This is a genomic window from Scandinavium sp. (assembly GCF_051650185.1).
Taxonomy (GTDB): domain Bacteria; phylum Pseudomonadota; class Gammaproteobacteria; order Enterobacterales; family Enterobacteriaceae; genus Scandinavium.
In genome coordinates, this window is record NZ_JBOFIN010000149.1 from 19,280 (window position 1) to 35,158 (window position 15,879).

General features: G+C 55.3%; 15 protein-coding genes. 7 read left to right on the forward strand and 8 right to left on the reverse strand.

Annotation, left to right across the window (positions count from 1 at the left end; translation table 11 throughout):
• Window positions 1-32: 32 nt before the first annotated feature.
• Complete coding sequence (gene dkgA / locus ACRCWW_RS21110; RefSeq protein WP_438684155.1) at window positions 33-860, forward strand: 2,5-didehydrogluconate reductase DkgA; 828 nt, start codon at window positions 33-35, stop codon at window positions 858-860.
• A gap of 41 nt (window positions 861-901) precedes the next feature.
• Here the strand turns inward: dkgA and ACRCWW_RS21115 are convergent, their stop codons facing one another.
• From ACRCWW_RS21115 to ACRCWW_RS21140, 6 genes are all read right to left on the reverse strand, one after another.
• The gene (locus ACRCWW_RS21115) at window positions 902-3,115 is read right to left on the reverse strand and encodes a YgiQ family radical SAM protein (protein WP_438684156.1); all 2,214 of its coding nucleotides are present in this window, start codon (window positions 3,113-3,115) and stop codon (window positions 902-904) included.
• Between the two features lie 242 nt (window positions 3,116-3,357).
• Window positions 3,358-4,770, reverse strand: a complete 1,413-nt coding sequence (ftsP, locus tag ACRCWW_RS21120; protein ID WP_438684157.1) for a cell division protein FtsP — start codon at window positions 4,768-4,770, stop codon at window positions 3,358-3,360.
• An 84-nt stretch (window positions 4,771-4,854) separates the two neighbouring features.
• Window positions 4,855-5,595: a 1-acylglycerol-3-phosphate O-acyltransferase gene (locus tag ACRCWW_RS21125; RefSeq protein WP_438684158.1), complete on the reverse strand. Its 741-nt coding sequence runs from the start codon at window positions 5,593-5,595 to the stop codon at window positions 4,855-4,857.
• A gap of 156 nt (window positions 5,596-5,751) precedes the next feature.
• Window positions 5,752-8,010: a DNA topoisomerase IV subunit A gene (gene parC, locus ACRCWW_RS21130; protein WP_438684159.1), complete on the reverse strand. Its 2,259-nt coding sequence runs from the start codon at window positions 8,008-8,010 to the stop codon at window positions 5,752-5,754.
• Window positions 8,011-8,127: 117 nt separating this feature from the next.
• Complete coding sequence (locus ACRCWW_RS21135; RefSeq protein WP_438684160.1) at window positions 8,128-8,994, reverse strand: AraC family transcriptional regulator; 867 nt, start codon at window positions 8,992-8,994, stop codon at window positions 8,128-8,130.
• A 117-nt stretch (window positions 8,995-9,111) separates the two neighbouring features.
• Complete coding sequence (locus ACRCWW_RS21140; RefSeq protein WP_438684161.1) at window positions 9,112-9,501, reverse strand: YgiW/YdeI family stress tolerance OB fold protein; 390 nt, start codon at window positions 9,499-9,501, stop codon at window positions 9,112-9,114.
• A 150-nt stretch (window positions 9,502-9,651) separates the two neighbouring features.
• Here ACRCWW_RS21140 and qseB point away from each other — a divergent pair, with 150 nt between their 5' ends.
• From qseB to ACRCWW_RS21160, 4 genes are all read left to right on the forward strand, one after another.
• On the forward strand, window positions 9,652-10,311 hold the full coding sequence (gene qseB, locus ACRCWW_RS21145) for a quorum sensing response regulator transcription factor QseB (RefSeq protein ID WP_438684162.1): 660 nt from the start codon (window positions 9,652-9,654) through the stop codon (window positions 10,309-10,311).
• The gene (gene qseC / locus ACRCWW_RS21150; protein ID WP_438684163.1) at window positions 10,308-11,657 is read left to right on the forward strand and encodes a quorum sensing histidine kinase QseC; all 1,350 of its coding nucleotides are present in this window, start codon (window positions 10,308-10,310) and stop codon (window positions 11,655-11,657) included. Before qseB ends, qseC begins: the two co-directional genes overlap by 4 nt.
• Before the next feature lie 106 nt (window positions 11,658-11,763).
• On the forward strand, window positions 11,764-12,345 hold the full coding sequence (locus ACRCWW_RS21155) for an NAD(P)H-dependent oxidoreductase (protein WP_438684164.1): 582 nt from the start codon (window positions 11,764-11,766) through the stop codon (window positions 12,343-12,345).
• Between the two features lie 32 nt (window positions 12,346-12,377).
• Window positions 12,378-12,692: a putative quinol monooxygenase gene (locus ACRCWW_RS21160; RefSeq protein WP_404658840.1), complete on the forward strand. Its 315-nt coding sequence runs from the start codon at window positions 12,378-12,380 to the stop codon at window positions 12,690-12,692.
• A gap of 61 nt (window positions 12,693-12,753) precedes the next feature.
• On the opposite strand, the gene yajD is transcribed toward ACRCWW_RS21160, so the two are convergent.
• Entirely contained in the window at window positions 12,754-13,101 is a 348-nt protein-coding gene (yajD, locus tag ACRCWW_RS21165; RefSeq protein WP_008106321.1) for an HNH nuclease YajD, read from the reverse strand.
• Between the two features lie 303 nt (window positions 13,102-13,404).
• On the opposite strand from yajD, the gene ACRCWW_RS21170 reads away from it, so the two are divergent.
• On the forward strand, window positions 13,405-14,289 hold the full coding sequence (locus ACRCWW_RS21170) for an SDR family oxidoreductase (protein WP_438684165.1): 885 nt from the start codon (window positions 13,405-13,407) through the stop codon (window positions 14,287-14,289).
• A 517-nt stretch (window positions 14,290-14,806) separates the two neighbouring features.
• Window positions 14,807-15,757, forward strand: a complete 951-nt coding sequence (locus tag ACRCWW_RS21175) for a hypothetical protein (RefSeq protein ID WP_438684166.1) — start codon at window positions 14,807-14,809, stop codon at window positions 15,755-15,757.
• Between the two features lie 40 nt (window positions 15,758-15,797).
• Here ACRCWW_RS21175 and ACRCWW_RS21180 read toward each other — a convergent pair.
• Window positions 15,798-15,879 (reverse strand): hypothetical protein (locus ACRCWW_RS21180; protein ID WP_259293634.1); only part of this gene is annotated, 82 nt, incomplete at its 5' end.

Genomic DNA, 15,879 nt, shown 5'->3' on the forward strand with positions numbered 1-15,879 from the left:
GGTGAATTTTATCTAAGGAGGAGGGAGGAAGCATGACTCATCCAACACTCATTAAGCTTCAGGACGGCAATGTCATGCCGCAGCTGGGCCTCGGCGTGTGGAAAGCAGGCAACGAGGAAGTCGTTTCCGCCATTCATAAAGCGCTGGAGGTCGGCTATCGGTCGATTGATACCGCCGCGGCGTACAAGAACGAAGATGGCGTAGGCAAGGCCCTGAAAAGTGCAGGCGTCGCACGCGACGAGTTGTTCATTACCACCAAGCTGTGGAATGACGATCAGAAGCGTCCGGCTCAGGCTTTACAGGAGAGTCTCGACAAGCTGCAGCTCGATTTTGTCGATTTGTATCTGATGCACTGGCCCGTTCCGGCGATTGACCATTACGTCGAAGCCTGGAAGGGCATGATTGAGCTGCAACAACAGGGGCTGGTGAAGAGCATTGGCGTCTGTAATTTCCAGATCAATCATCTGCAGCGGCTGATCGATGAAACTGGCGTCAGCCCGGTCATCAACCAGATAGAGCTTCATCCTCTGATGCAGCAGCGTCAACTGCATTCCTGGAACGCCACACACAAGATCCAGACAGAATCCTGGAGCCCGCTGGCTCAGGGTGGCGAAGGCGTGTTTGAAAGAACCATCATTCGCCATCTGGCGGAAAAATACGGCAAGACCCCGGCACAGATTGTTATTCGCTGGCATCTGGACAGCGGCCTGGTGGTTATCCCGAAATCAGTCACCCCGGCGCGCATAGCGGAGAACTACAACGTCTGGGACTTCCGTCTTGATAAAGATGAACTGGGCGAGATAGCCAAACTGGATCAGGGCAAACGGCTTGGGCCGGACCCCGATCAGTTTGGTGGTTAAGCGTAAAATGCAAAAAGCCCGGTCAGTGACCGGGCTTTCTTTTATGGCTTAGCGGCTCGTCTGGCGGCAGGTTTGCCGTTAGCGACTGGCTTGCCTTTCGCGGCAGCATTTGGCTTACCGGCAACCGGATTACGCTGATGCGATACCGGCGTGTGCTTGGTGAGCGCAGGACGTGTGTTGCGGTTCTGACGACGCGCTTCACGCATCTCCTCAAGCGTTGGCGAAGGCACCAGACACTCACGGCGACCGCCGATCAGGTGTTTCATTCCCTTCTCTTCCAGCGCCTGACGAATCATCGGCCAGCCTGCCGGATCGTGATAACGCAGCAGGGCTTTATGCAGACGGCGCTGCTTATCGCCTTTCGGGATAAAGACCTCTTCACTCTTATAGCCAATCTTACTCAGCGGGTTCTTGCCGGTGTAATACATGGTGGTCGAGTTCGCGAGCGGCGACGGATAGAAGTTCTGCACCTGATCGAGACGGAAGCGGTTCTTCTTCAGCCACAGCGCCAGGTTGATCATGTCTTCATCCGTTGTGCCAGGGTGCGCAGAGATGAAGTAAGGGATCAGATACTGCTCTTTCCCGGCCTGTTTAGAATAGGTGTCGAACAGCTCTTTGAAGCGGTCATAGCTGCCCATGCCCGGCTTCATCATTTTCGACAGCGGGCCTTCTTCGGTGTGCTCTGGCGCTATCTTCAGATAGCCGCCCACGTGGTGCGTAGCCAGCTCTTTGATATAACGCGGATCTTCTACGGCGATGTCATAACGCACGCCTGACGCGATAAGGATCTTCTTGATGCCTTTCAGATCGCGCGCACGACGATAGAGATTGATCGTCGGCTCATGGTTGGTGTCCATGTGCGGGCAGATATCCGGGTAAACACAGGAGAGACGACGACAGGTTTGCTCCGCACGCGGCGACTTACAGCGCAGCATGTACATGTTGGCCGTCGGGCCACCAAGATCGGAGATAATACCGGTGAAACCGGGAACCGTGTCGCGAATGGCCTCGATCTCGTTGATGATCGACTCTTCGGAACGGCTCTGAATAATACGCCCTTCATGCTCGGTGATGGAGCAGAACGAACAGCCCCCAAAGCAGCCGCGCATGATGTTGACCGAGAAGCGGATCATCTCATACGCAGGGATACGGGCGTTGCCGTATGCCGGATGCGGCACACGTTTGTACGGCAGCGCAAACACGCTATCCATCTCTTCGGTGGAGAGAGGGATAGCTGGCGGGTTCAGCCAGATGTAGCGATCGCCATGTTTTTGCATCAGCGCGCGAGCACAGCCTGGGTTGGTTTCATGGTGCAGAATACGGGAAGCGTGTGCATAGAGCACTTTGTCGCCTTTGACTTTCTCGTAGGACGGCAGCAGCACGTAGGTTTTCTCCCACGGCTTTGGCTTCGGTGGCTGCACAGTTATCCGTTTGGCTTCAGCTTTTTTCGGCTCTACGGGCTTGTTGTCAGCGCACGGCAGATCTTCGCCGTAAGGATGTGGGATCGGATCGATTTTACCCGGCGTGTCCAGACGCGTGGAATCCACACCGCTCCAGCCTGGCAGCGCTTCTTTCACCATGATTGCGGTGTTACGCACATCGCGAATATCCGACACCAGCTCGCCCATCGACAGACGGTGAGCGACTTCCACCAGCGGACGCTCGCCGTTGCCGTAAATCAGCATGTCAGCTTTGGAGTCCACCAGCACCGAACGGCGCACGGTATCAGACCAGTAGTCGTAGTGCGCAGAACGGCGCAGACTCGCTTCGATACCACCGAGGATCACCGGCACATCTTTCCAGGCTTCTTTACAGCGCTGGGTGTACACCAGTGTGGCGCGATCGGGACGTTTGCCCGCGAGGTTATCGGCGGTGTACGCATCGTCGTGACGCAGCTTACGGTCAGCCGTGTAGCGGTTGATCATCGAGTCCATGTTGCCCGCGGTCACGCCGAAGAACAGGTTCGGTTTCCCGAGACGCATAAAGTCGTCTTTGCTGTTCCAGTCAGGCTGAGAAATGATCCCCACACGGAAGCCCTGAGCCTCAAGCATACGTCCGCAGATAGCCATGCCGAAGCTTGGATGATCGACGTAGGCATCGCCTGTTACCAGAATGATGTCGCAGCTATCCCAGCCAAGTTGGTCCATCTCTTCCCGAGACATAGGTAAAAACGGTGCCGGGCCAAAACAGGCCGCCCAGTACTGAGGCCAGGAAAAGAGATCGCGATCCGGCTGGATCAGGGAAATTGCGCTCATAGTGCTTCCGGGTGGTTAAAAAAGAACCTTCAAAGGGCGGGGATTATAAGGGAATGCGGGTGAGTGTGCCAGATCGGGGAGGGAAAATTACATTGGGAGGCCTTTATCCATGCGGAGTGTATGGCTTATATCGTGAATTTTACGGTGTACATTGCCGGGTGGCGGCTCTGCCTGACCCGGCCTACAATTTGACGCTATTTTTGTAGGCCTGTGCAAGCGAAGCGCCGCCAGGCAACATGCCTTTACGGCGCCGGGTTCACCAGCATCTGGCCAATCGAGCCGCGGTCCGCCAGTTCCAGCGTCTGGCTGGCAAACTGGAACGGGAAATGGGGCCACGAAGGCTGCCCGTAGTAAACCAGGAGTTCAACCTGGCCGTCGATCCACACCGTGTCTTTCCAGCCTCTGTCTTCCGGGAAGGGCATTGCGCCATTCACGTTGCGGATCTGGAACATCACCCCTTCAATGTGGAAGGACTGCGGGCTGTCGGCTCGCAGCGTCCAGCGCTCCCAGGTGCCCTGCTGGGCCGTCACGTCGATGCGCTGTGGGTCCCACAGCTGACCGTTGATGCCCGGATCGTCGCCAAGCGTGAAATCACGGCTACGGATTGGCGTCCCGGTCATGATTTCTTCCGGCAGCAGGCGCATTGGCAGGCTGTCTGTCACCAGCGGCAACAGGCCTGTTGGGCGCAGCGTCAGCACCAGAGTTGAAATCAAAATGCTCGACGGTTCGAAGAAGCCGCGAATACGGTCCACGATGCTCGCCGCTTCGCCGCAGGTAATCGACACTTCATCGCCATTGGTCATGTCAACGAGGATTTCGCGACGCTCGCCCGGAGCCAGTGAGAGCTGTTTGACGGAGACTGGCGCAGGCAGGAATCCTTGATCGCCGGAAATGACATGCAGAGCACGGCCGTCACTCATTTGCAGCTGATAACGGCGAGAGTTCGAGGCATTCAGCAAGCGCAGACGCACCCAGCCGCGAGAAACTTCGACATAAGGGCTTTGCGCGCCGTTCACCAGCAACGTATCGCCGACAAACCCGCCGCTGCCCGGCTCGCTGTATTCCGGCGCGCCAAAGTTATCCAGCCGTTTGTCCTGAATGATGACCGGGAAGTCGTCCACGCCATAGTGATTCGGAATGGGTAAAGACTTACTCACCTCATCTTCCACCAGCCACATTCCGGCCAGACCGCTGTAAACCTGTTGCGCCATGTGGTTCGGTGTATTCGCCTGATACCAGAGCGTGGCCGCGCTTTGACGAATCGGCAGCACCGGTGCCCAGTCGGCATTCGGTGACATCATGCGCGCCGCTCCGCCAATCAACGGGCCTGGCACCTGAAGACCACGAATGGTCATCGCCACGTTTTCCGTCAGGCGGTTGCTGTAAATCAGTTTTACGTCGTCACCGTTCCAGACGCGGATGGTCGGCCCAAGATAGCGACCATTCACTCCCCAGACTGGCGCACGCGTTCCCTGGGTGAAAGACCAGTGAGCACGTTGCAGGGTTAAAAACAGAGGTTGTCCACGACGGGATTCCAGCAGCGGTGGAACCGGCAGCGCGGGCTGTTGCCCCGCTGCATTTGCCCTCAGCGGCACCGCTCCTGCACAAAGCGCAATCCCTGATGCCTGAATAAACTGACGCCGACTGAGTGACATATTAACTCCATGAAACTGACAACTAAACAGAGGGAAACCGTTCCCAAACTGCGTTCACCACCGACATCCGGCTCGTGAAAGCGCTTACTTTTTCTTTTTTTCCGCTTCGCGACGAGCGACTTCCCTATCGAGCTCATCGATTCTGGCACTCATAATGTCGCGGCAATGCGCCGCAAGCTCACGAACCTGATCTTTGCCCCATTGCGTGCTGTCGATAGGCGGCAGCATTTCAACGATCACCAGACCGTTGTCGATGCGGTTGAGATTAATTTTATTCGATGTATTGGAAACACACACCGGAATGATCGGTACACCAGCCGCAATGGCGGCGTGAAAGGCGCCCGTTTTGAACGGCAGCAGGCCGCGACCGCGGCTACGGGTCCCTTCCGGGAACATCCAGAAAGAGATTTTGCGTTCTTTAAAAGCATTGACCACGCTGGCAATGGTGCCATGTGCTTTGGCGCGATTATTACGGTCAATCAGCAGGTTACCTGTCAGCCAGTAGAGCTGACCAAAGAACGGGATCCACAGCAGGCTTTTCTTGCCGACCGTGACCGTTGGCGGTAACACGATATTGGCAGCCGTCACCATGTCATAGTTGTTTTGATGGTTAGCGATGTAGATGGCATTGCCGAAATGTTCATGCCCTTCCGGTAAGCGTTTCTCGACTTTCAGGCCGAAAATTGGCGACAGGCGACCAAACATATGACCAAACGTCGCAACATGCTTCGGATTACGGGGGCTAAACAGGCAATAGATACAGCCAAAAATGCACACCAGAATGCAGTAAATGACAACGATGATTGCGCGAAAAATCAATAGCATAGCTACCTCTAAGAACCTAACCGCTTAGAATTATATACCGGTCAGAGGATGAAACTTGCAGAACCCTTAATAGGGTATTGTTAATCGCAACGCACGAATTAACAACGGTTTTGCCGCAAATTTTACAGCCCCTTCCGGGCGGAAGGGGCAATGGGGTTACTCTTCGCTGTCACCTGCGCTGGCGCGCAGCGGCGAGTCGATATCGATTTTGTCGATTTTCTGCAAACCGCGCATCAGCGTCCCGCGACGACCGCGTTCGCCTGTCACCTTCTGCAGTTCTTCCGGACGCAGCTTGATCTTACGTTTGCCCACGTGAATGGTCAGCGTGCTCTGCGGTGGAATGATGTACAGGTGTGCCAGACCATCAGCGCCTTTCGCCGCATCTGCGGACGGAATGCCGATTATCTTGTTGCCTTTGCCTTTCGAGAGCTGTGGCAGGTCACTGACCGGGAACATCAGCATGCGGCCAGCCTGTGTAATGGCGAGCAGCATGTCGGACTCATCTTCAATGACCAGCGGCGGCATGACCTGTGAGTTTTCTGGCAGCGTAATCAGCGTTTTACCCGCGCGATTTCGCGCAACCAGGTCACTGAAGGTACAGACAAAGCCGTAACCCGCATCCGACGCCATCAGCAGTTTACGATCGTCATTTTCCATCAGCATATGTTCGACGGTCGCCCCCGGTGGCAGCGTCAGCTTGCCGGTGAGCGGCTCGCCCTGCCCGCGTGCCGATGGCAACGAGACAGGATCGATGGCATAACTGCGCCCGGTCGTGTCGACGAACACCACAGGCTGGTTGCTCTTCCCTTTCGCGGAAGATTTCCAGCTGTCGCCCGCTTTATAGCTCAGCCCTTTGGCGTCGATGTCGTGGCCTTTGGCGCTACGCACCCAGCCCATCTGAGACAGCACAATGGTGACCGGCTCTGACGGCAGCATGTCGTGCTCGTTCATCGCCTTCGCTTCTTCGCGTTCGTGCAGCGGAGAACGACGTTCGTCACCGAAAGCTTCGGCATCGGCCTGCAGCTCTTTCTTCAGCAGGTTGTTCATCTTGCGCTCGGAAGCGAGAAGCGCCTGAATCTGATCGCGCTCTTTTTCCAGATCGTTTTGCTCACCGCGGATCTTCACCTCTTCCAGTTTGGCGAGGTGACGTAATTTCAGTTCGAGGATCGCTTCAGCCTGGGTTTCGCTGATCCCAAAGCGGGACATCAGTTCCGGCTTCGGCTCATCTTCCGTACGGATGATGTGGATCACTTCGTCGATGTTGAGGAACGCCACCAGCAAACCTTCGAGGATATGCAGGCGTTTGAGCACTTTTTCGAGACGGAAATTCAGGCGGCGGCGCACCGTATCACGACGGAAGGCCAGCCACTCGGTCAGGATCTCCAGCAGGTTTTTCACCGACGGACGGTTATCCAGACCGATCATGTTCATATTGATACGGTAGCTTTTTTCCAGGTCGGTGGTGGCAAACAGGTGATTCATCACCTGCTCCATATCGACCCGGTTAGAGCGCGGCACGATAACCAGACGCGTCGGGTTTTCGTGATCGGATTCGTCGCGCAGGTCGTCGACCATCGGCAGCTTTTTATTGCGCATCTGAGCGGCGATCTGCTCCAGCACTTTTGCACCCGAAACCTGGTGCGGCAACGCGGTGATCACCACGGCGCCGTCTTCTTTCTTCCAGACCGCGCGCATACGCACGGAGCCGCGACCGCTCTGGTAGATTTTGCGGATATCGGCGCGAGAAGTGATGATCTCCGCTTCCGTTGGATAATCCGGCCCCTGGACGATATCCAGCAGCTCATCCAGCGTGGTTTTCGGCTGTTCAATCAGGGTGATAGCGGCTTTGGCGACTTCACGCACGTTATGCGGCGGAATGTCTGTCGCCATGCCCACGGCGATGCCGGTGGTGCCGTTCAGCAGAATGTTCGGCAGGCGCGCGGGCAGCATGCGCGGTTCCTGCATCGTGCCGTCAAAGTTCGGGACCCAGTCAACGGTTCCCTGACCCAATTCGCCCAGCAGCACTTCGGCATACTTCGACAAACGGGATTCGGTATAACGCATTGCGGCAAAGGATTTCGGATCGTCCGGCGCACCCCAGTTTCCCTGACCGTCGACCAGCGGGTAACGGTAAGAGAACGGCTGGGCCATCAGGACCATCGCCTCATAGCAGGCGCTGTCGCCGTGCGGGTGGTATTTACCCAGCACGTCACCGACGGTACGGGCGGATTTTTTGAATTTGGCGCTGGCGCTCAGGCCAAGCTCGGACATTGCGTAAACAATACGACGCTGAACAGGCTTCAGTCCGTCACCGATAAACGGCAACGCACGATCCATGATGACGTACATGGAGTAGTCGAGATAAGCCTTTTCCGTAAATTCATGTAGCGCAAGGCGCTCTGCCATATCGCTCATTAATGTGTATTCCTCAATCTTTGCGCCGCACTGGGGTACAGACGGCAAGCATCGGGCGATAATACCTTATCTCGCGTGAGGAGTCACAGGGGGCCGCCGGAGGCCCGGCGGCTTCGGTTATTTCAGTGGCAGGTAGATATCCGTCTGCAATTCATGCTCCGGAACATCGTGCACAAAATTGAGGTAATGAAAGAAAGCAGGCGCATCGCGCAGGGTTTCGCCGCTGCCCGGTAGCCAGTCGCGAAACAGCGCCCACACGGTCTGCGAAAGATTATCCAGCGACCCTGTATGACGCCCGACGGCATAGCGCCCACCTTCAATTTCACCGTTGATAATGCCGAAGTCGTTCGTCGGAATCGCTTCAGAAACACTACCGCAGATATCAAAACGGAAGGCTTCCGGCGGCGTGGTGGCCGGGTCATCCCAGGCAATGCCGAAAGTTTTGCTTTCGCGAACCGGTGACAGGCCCGTGCTTTTGCGCCACTCGATAAATTTCGCCGCGCTGGCGTTCACCAAATCCGGGCTGCCGCGATGCTGCAGCATCGCGACTTTGGTTTGTGGAAAATCGACAATCTTCACGTCCATCGTTTGTGGCTCCTGTGAGGCTATTTTCGGGACGCGCTGGTGCCAGTCGAGCCAGTCCGGCTGTTGTCGAAACTGACGAGGGCTTTTACCAAACGCGGTTTTGAAGGCACGGCTGAACGATTCCGGATTCTGAAACCCGGCATCCATGGCGATATCAATGATTTTATCCTGCGGTTTAAACGCCAGCCGCCACGAAGCGTGACGCAGGCGTAACCATTGAATATAGCGGTACAACGGCTGGCCGCTGAACGCCAGAAACTGACGGTGAAAATGGTACGGCGAACAGCATGCCATGCTGCTCAACATTTCCAGAGTCAATGGTTCATCCAGATGGCGCGCGATATAGTCGCAGACCATGGTGAAACGTTCGCGGTACGCCGTTGTGATTGCTTCGTTCATCGCATCCTCCTGATGACCTACTTTGCCCGTTCGGTCGGCAACAATCCTGACCGATCTTGCGCAATGCAGCCCCGAGAAGGAAGGAGCAGCGCCGCCGCGAACACGGCGGCACGGGGATTACTTGCTGACTTTACTGATTTGCTTCACGTCGATCTCAACAGAGTTCCAGTCTTTATCGACTTCACCCTGAATTTCTACCACGTCCTGCGGGGTGACGGTAACGCCATTCCAGCGCTTGTGGTCAATGTCGACATTCACGGTGCCGCTGGCATCTTTGAAGGTATAGCGATCGTCGGAAAGACGCTCAACGATATTCCCGCGCAGCGTAACCCAGGCGTCATCGCGCAGGGACTTTGCTTTTTCAACGGTGGTGACGCTGCTATCTGGCCCAACAAAACCGCCGGTTTGTGTGGCTCCAGGGCCGGAAAAACCGCCCTGAGTATTGGCGGCAAAAACCGGGGCTGACAGTAACGCAGTAATAGCGGCAATCGCAAAAATCTTCTTCATTCTTTTCTCTCCCTTAAATGCTGTTTCACCCTTATTACACCGTGCGAATCTTAACGACTTCTTAAGAAGGAAAAAGATAATTTTTTGCTGTACAGCGCCGTGCCGCAAGGGTTTACTGACCGCAATACGGGCTCGTAAAGAGGTGAAAGGATGCGAATTTTACTGGTAGAAGACGACAAACTCATTGGCGATGGCCTGAAGGCCGGGCTCATCAAAATGGGTTTTACGCTGGACTGGTTTACCCGCGGCGAAGAGGGTAAAGCCGCGCTTTATACCGCACCGTTTGACGCCGTTATTCTTGATCTCTCTTTGCCGGGCATCGATGGGCTGGACATTCTGCGCGAATGGCGAGCCGCAGGCCGCAAAGAACCCGTGCTGATCCTCACTGCACGTGATGCTCTCGCCCAGCGCGTGGAAGGACTTCGGCTTGGCGCTGATGACTATCTGTGTAAACCGTTCGCCCTGATTGAAGTGGCCGCTCGCCTGGAAGCGCTGATTCGTCGCACTCACGGCCTGGCCAGCAACGCGCTGAGCCACGGGCCGGTCACGCTCAATCCTGACAGCCTTACCGCCTTCCTGAATGAGGAAGCGTTAACCCTCAAGCCTAAAGAGTTCGCGCTGCTGGAATTGCTGATGCGCAATGCGGGCCGCGTGCTGCCGCGCAAGCTTATCGAAGAGAAGCTGTATAACTGGGACGATGACGTCTCCAGTAACGCCGTGGAAGTTCACGTCCATCACCTGCGCCGCAAGCTCGGCAGCCACTTTATCCGCACGGTACACGGTATCGGCTACACCCTGGGTGACCAATGAGATTTCTGCGCCACTTGAGCCTGCGTCTGCGCCTGACGCTGCTGTTTATCCTGCTGACGCTGGTGGCCTGGATCTGCGCCAGCTTTATCGCCTGGCAGCAGACCACCCATAAGCTCGACAAGCTGTTTGATACCCAGCAGATGCTGTTCGCCAAGCGCCTGAGCGTGATGGACTTTAACGAGCTGCACGTCACCACGCCGGCCCTGCGCACCAAAAAGAAAATCAAACACGGGCATCTGGACGACGACGCGCTGGCATTTGCTATTTATACCGCCGACGGACGGATGGTGGTGAACGACGGCGACAACGGGCGGGATATTCCCTATCACTACCGCCGCGAAGGGTTCGACGATGGAGGGCTGACCAACGACGACGACGAGTGGCGCTTTTTATGGGTCACCACTGCTGACGGGCGCTATCGCATCGTGGTCGGCCAGGAGTGGGCCTATCGCCAGGAGATGGCGATTGAAATTGTCACTTCGCAGCTGACGCCGTGGTTGGTCGCGCTGCCGCTGATGGTGCTGTTACTGATTGTGCTGCTTAGCCGTGAGCTGGCTCCCCTGAAAAAACTCACCCGCACACTGCGGGAACGCTCACCAGAGTCCGATTCGCCATTGAGTACTTCCGGCGTGCCGGGGGAAGTTCGTCCGCTGGTTGAAGCCCTGAATCAGCTTTTCACTCGCTCGCATGAAATGATGATGCGCGAGCGACGTTTTACCTCCGATGCCGCCCACGAGCTGCGCAGCCCGCTGACCGCGCTGAAGGTGCAAACGGAAGTCGCCCAGCTTTCGATGGACGATCCCGAAGGCCGCGAAAAAGCGCTCTCTCAGCTTCATTTCGGCATCGACAGAGCCGCACGCCTTGTGGATCAGCTGCTGACCCTTTCAAGGCTGGATTCCCTTTCGCAACTGGATGACGTGGAGCGAGTATCGCTGGCTGATTTACTGCAGTATGCGGTGATGGATATTTACCATCCTGCACAGCAGGCGGGGATTGAAGTCCGTCTGAACATTGTCGACGCTCAGGTCAGCCGAACAGGCCAGCCGTTGTTGCTCAGCCTGCTGGTGCGCAATCTGCTCGATAACGCCGTTCGCTACAGCCCACGCGGCAGCACGGTGGATGTCACGCTTGAGACTACTCAGTTCACGGTTCGCGACAACGGTTCGGGGATAAGCCCGGAAGCGCTTGCCCGCATTGGCGAACGTTTTTACCGCCCACCCGGGCAGGACGAACCTGGCAGCGGCCTGGGATTGTCTATCGTGCGGCGCATCGCCTCGCTGCACCAACTGTCCGTGACGTTTGGCAACGCGCCTGAAGGCGGTTTCATCGCACGCATTCGCTGGTAACGGGATTATTGCTCATACAGCAAAAGACTTTGCACATTTTGCGAATTTCACCGCTGCGGTGTCGGCGTTACAATGGCAGACAAACTTAGTTTTCAGAGGTGTAACCATGAGCAAGATCCTGATTATCAACGGCGGTAAAAAATTCGGTCACTCCAACGGCCAACTGAACGACACCATGACCGAGGTCGCGGATGGTTTCCTGCGCGACGCCGGGCATGAAGTCCGTGTTGTTCGCGCCGACAGCGACTATGACGTGAAAGCGGAAGTGCAGAACTTCCTGTGGGCTGATGCGGTTATCTGGCAAATGCCAGGCTGGTGGATGGGCGCCCCGTGGACCGTGAAAAAATACATCGACGATGTGTTCACCGAAGGTCACGGTTCCCTGTACGCCAGCGACGGCCGCACCCGCTCTGACGCGAGCAAGAAATACGGTTCCGGTGGCCTGATTCAGGGCAAAAAATACATGCTGTCCCTGACCTGGAACGCCCCAATGGAAGCCTTTACAGAGAAAGACCAGTTCTTCCACGGCGTGGGCGTTGATGGCGCTTATCTGCCCTTCCACAAAGCCAATCAGTTCCTGGGGATGGAAGCCCTGTCAACCTTTATCGCCAACGACGTGATCAAAATGCCTGACGTGCCTCGTTATGTCGCAGAATATCGCAAGCATCTTGGCGAGATTTTTGGTTAACTGAGGGTCTGAACACAAGGAGCGCTTGAACTATGTTAACTGTGATTGCTGAAATTCGTACCCGTCCGGGCCAGCACCATCGTCAGGCTGTACTGGATGAGTTCGCGAAAATTATCCCTACCGTTTTGCAGGAAGAAGGTTGCCATGGCTACGCGCCAATGGTCGATCACGCCGCTGGCGTGAGTTTCCAGACCACCGCCCCGGACTCCATCGTGATGGTGGAACTGTGGGAAACCGTGGCCCATCTGGAAGCCCACCTGCAAACCGCGCACATGAAAGCGTGGAGTGAAGCGGTGAAAGCCAACGTTCTGGAAAGCCATATTCGCATTCTGGAACAAGGCGTTTAATTTCCACTAAATGCACGAAGCCCGGCCGTAAAACGCGCCGGGCTTTTTTGATCGAGGGGAATTACTTCTTCTTATTCAACATCGCTTTTAAATCAGCGAAGGGGTTGTAGGTGGCTTCGCCTACGTCTTTTTGCGCGTCTTCCCCTGCCACAACCGTGGTGCCGTACTGATCCGCTTCTGTGTATTTCGAGTGCTCGTGGTCATGACAATACAGGCACAGCAATTCCCAGTTACTGCCGTCTTCAGGGTTGTTGGTGTGGTCATGGTCGATGTGGTGAACCGTTAATTCACGCAGATTCGAATACACAAATTCACGCGAGCAGCGTCCGCATACCCACGGATAAATTTTCAGTGCTTTCTCGCGGTAACCGCTTTCCAGCCGGGTGTAGTTTTTTGGGATTAAAGCCATTGGAGTGTTACCTGCGCTAAAAGTGACATTTTACGATAATGCCCTCACTGTACCCAAAATAAAGCAGGAGGAAAAACGATAGTGTGTAAGCATCCCTGCAATCCGCGCCATTCACTTACCGACAGGGTTCATCACGACATCGTCGCCCTTGCTGAGAAAAATGAGGTTGCCCTCTTTTGGTATGACTTATTGAACGAGGCCGCCGGGGAGAAGAACGTACCGACTATTCCGAATTCTGCCTGACAGACTGAAAAGGGGTGCCGCACTGTCTATTCTTTATATTCACAAATAAAGGAGGTCGGTATGTCATCTGGACACAACGAATCGCCATCTTATCCGCGTCCGCCGTTTGTGGAGCAGCCCCAACCTACTCCAGGCCTGGCATCAGAGATGAAACCGCAGCCTGATCACGGTGAGAAAAGCTACAAAGGCTCGGGCAAGCTCGCCGGTAAAAAGGCCCTCATTACCGGAGGCGATTCAGGCATCGGCCGGGCCGTCGCCATTGCTTACGCCCGGGAAGGGGCTGATGTGGCCATCGGTTATTTGCCGGAAGAAGAATCGGATGCGGCGGAAGTTATTACCCTGATTCAGGCCGAAGGCCGCAGAGCCGTCGCTATTGCTGGCGATATTCGGGTGGAGTCGTTTTGTGAAACGCTGGTAGAGCGCACGGCCTCGGAGCTGGGCGGCCTGGATATTCTGGTCAATAACGCTGGCAGACAGCAGTTCTGCGATTCGATCGAGAATTTGACGACGGCGGCCTTTGATGCGACCTTCAAAACAAACGTTTATGCGCCGTTCTGGATCACACGCGCTGCCCTGCGCCACCTGAAAGAAGGGGCGGTGATTATCAACACTTCATCGGTTCAGGCCTTCAAGCCTGGCGAAATTCTACTGGATTACGCACAGACCAAAGCGTGCAATGTGGCTTTTACGAAGTCGCTGGCAAAGCAGCTTGGACCCAGGGGCATTCGGGTTAATGCGGTTGCGCCAGGCCCCTATTGGACACCGCTGCAATCCAGTGGAGGACAGCCTCAGGAAAAGGTACAGCAGTTTGGGGAAGACACCCCGCTGGGACGCCCGGGCCAGCCCGTCGAAATCGCCCCGCTCTATGTTCTGCTGGCATCCGATGAGTGCTCCTACGCGTCAGGCCAGGTGTGGTGCTCTGATGGCGGGACTGGCGTCGCCTGAGGGCTAAAACGGTTACGCTGCTCATAATCCGAATTGCCCGTTCGGCCAATGGTTATTTCAAATCCGTTGTCTTAATGACAACGGATTTTTATGCTCTAAGCTTAGAGTGGATAATTGTAAGTCTATTTCTTAGTTAAAATTATGGCTTTTTTAAGGTTGAGATATGGCACGATTTTTGTTTTATTTTACCTCCTCTAAAAGCTGCATATCACACTCACACAATTAACATTATAATTTATATTGAAAGCAGGCCAACCGCGCTTATTTACAAAAAATTACAATACCCAGTCACCTTTTCGTCGCTGTTTATGGTTAATGCAAAAATATGAACCACACTGAGATCATGAGGTTATGCTCTTTATTTCACATTCAGTTCATTGGTTATTCCGATAATTTTTTTCATCCTATCAGCGTCAATTTACGTCCAGATAGTGTTTCCTCTTATTTCAATTAGCTCCCTCTGAACGCACTGCAAAAATCGGCGTCAGGACGCCAGACTCATTAAAGGAAAACAGAAATGACTAATATCTACGATCAATCTGTCGTGCATCATCGCGATCCCGATTTGCCTCTCCCCTTACCGGCGGTGAATAGCCCCAGCGCCGTTTCATGGGGAGCTATATTTGCCGGCGCTGCGGCGGCAGCCTCATTGGCGCTGATCCTACTCATGCTGGGTGCCGGATTAGGCCTGACATCGGTTTCTCCCTGGGAGAATCATGGCCTTGACGCTGGTACCGTGGGAATAGCGGCAATTGCCTGGCTAACATTTACTCAAATCGTAGCCTCCGGAATGGGCGGCTATTTAGCCGGGCGACTGCGCACCAAATGGGTGGATACGCACGTGGATGAAGTTTACTTCCGCGATACCGCACACGGTTTTCTGACCTGGGCCGTCGCGCTGCTTGTCTCGGCGGTGTTGTTGTCCGCAACGGTGAGCTCCATCGTTGGCGGAAGTGCAAAAGTGGTAGGGTCCGTAGCAGGCGGAGCCACTGCTGCCTCCTTGACCGGCGCAGCGAGTATGGCAGGTCATTCGTCCAATGTGTCAGGGATCTCTATGCACTATTTCATCCAGTCGTTGTTCAGATCTAGTCCCTCTGCCGCCTACACGCCCCCCGCCGCAACAGACTCATCGGCGGCAGGCCAGCCTGCACCTCATCAAGCAGTGACGCCAGCCCAGATGGGTGAAGTCGCCGGTATTTTTGCCAATAGCATCGGCACCGGTTCGCTTCCTCCTGAAGACCTTCAGTATGTGGCTCAGCTCATTTCTCAAACGACGGGGATCGATCAAAAAGAAGCCGAGCAGCGCGTTCAGGCCACTTATGAAAAGGCTCAGGCGAAGCTGAAAGAGGCCAAGCTGAAAGCCCAGCAGGCGGCAGATAAGGCACGGAAAGCCACCAGCTACGTCACCCTCTGGACCTTTGTCTCGCTACTGATCGGTGCCTTCTTTGCCAGCGGCTTTGTTGAATAAATCAGATTTCGGGTAAGTCTCCCCGAAGCAGGTTGTGTTTTCAGGCAATACGCACGCTTTCTGGCATACCTGCTTTCGTCATTTTGTTCAGCGCTCGCACCATGGCCATTGCCTCCGCAACC